We start from the raw sequence: 689 nt of genomic DNA, 5'->3' as shown, positions 1-689 counted from the left end.
GTGACGTTATTGAACAAACGTTGCCTCGTCTACGTGAAATGTTGGCTCAACAAGGGATGCAACTGGCGGATTCCTCGGTTCAGCAGCAAAGCAGTGGACAACAGCAAAGTGGTTACGCAGCGGCTGAACAAAATGGCCAAGGCACGTCTGGACGCGGTTTTTCTGGCCAGTCAGACGAAAACTTTGATGCCGACGTGAATCTTGATTTGAATGTGGTTTCAAAGCGTGATGGAATTAGTTTTTACGCCTAATGTCGTAACCTCAACCATCTTGAACAAGAACAAATAATTAGAGAAAACAATGGCAGAAGAACAGCTACAAGGTGCCGATGCACCAAAAGGTAAAAGCAAGCTACTGATCATCATTATTGCAGTCGTGGTTCTGCTCGGTGGTGGTGGCGCGGCGGCGTTCTTTTTGATGGGATCGGATGATTCGGCTCAAGCCGCAGAGGCAGAGTCACAGCAAACACAGGCCGCAGCGGCTAACCCAATTGCGTACGTGAATCTTCCGCAACCGTTCATTTTTAACGTGACGGGTGACCGTCGCGATAGACTGGTGCAAATCAAAGCGCAGCTTATGGTACGTGGCTCAGAGAATGAGCAGTTGGCGCGTTACCATGCTCCGTTGGTTGAGAGCCCTTTGTTATCCACATTTGCATCGGCAACGGTAGAGCAGCTTCGTTCTCCAAC

General features: G+C 49.5%; 2 protein-coding genes. Both read left to right on the top strand.

All coding sequences use genetic code 11. The features are described 5' to 3' along the window. A partial coding sequence (locus R8O11_RS27970; protein ID WP_412035084.1) for a flagellar hook-length control protein FliK occupies nucleotides 1-251 on the top strand: 251 nt, incomplete at its 5' end. A gap of 49 nt (nucleotides 252-300) precedes the next feature. Further along, nucleotides 301-689, top strand: a 389-nt coding sequence (locus R8O11_RS27965; protein ID WP_318194965.1) for a flagellar basal body-associated protein FliL, incomplete at its 3' end; no start/stop codon positions are given.

Source organism: Vibrio sp. 1288 (assembly GCF_033344475.1).
Note: the sequence above shows the minus strand (reverse complement) of the source record. Positions and strands in the feature narration are given on the sequence as shown.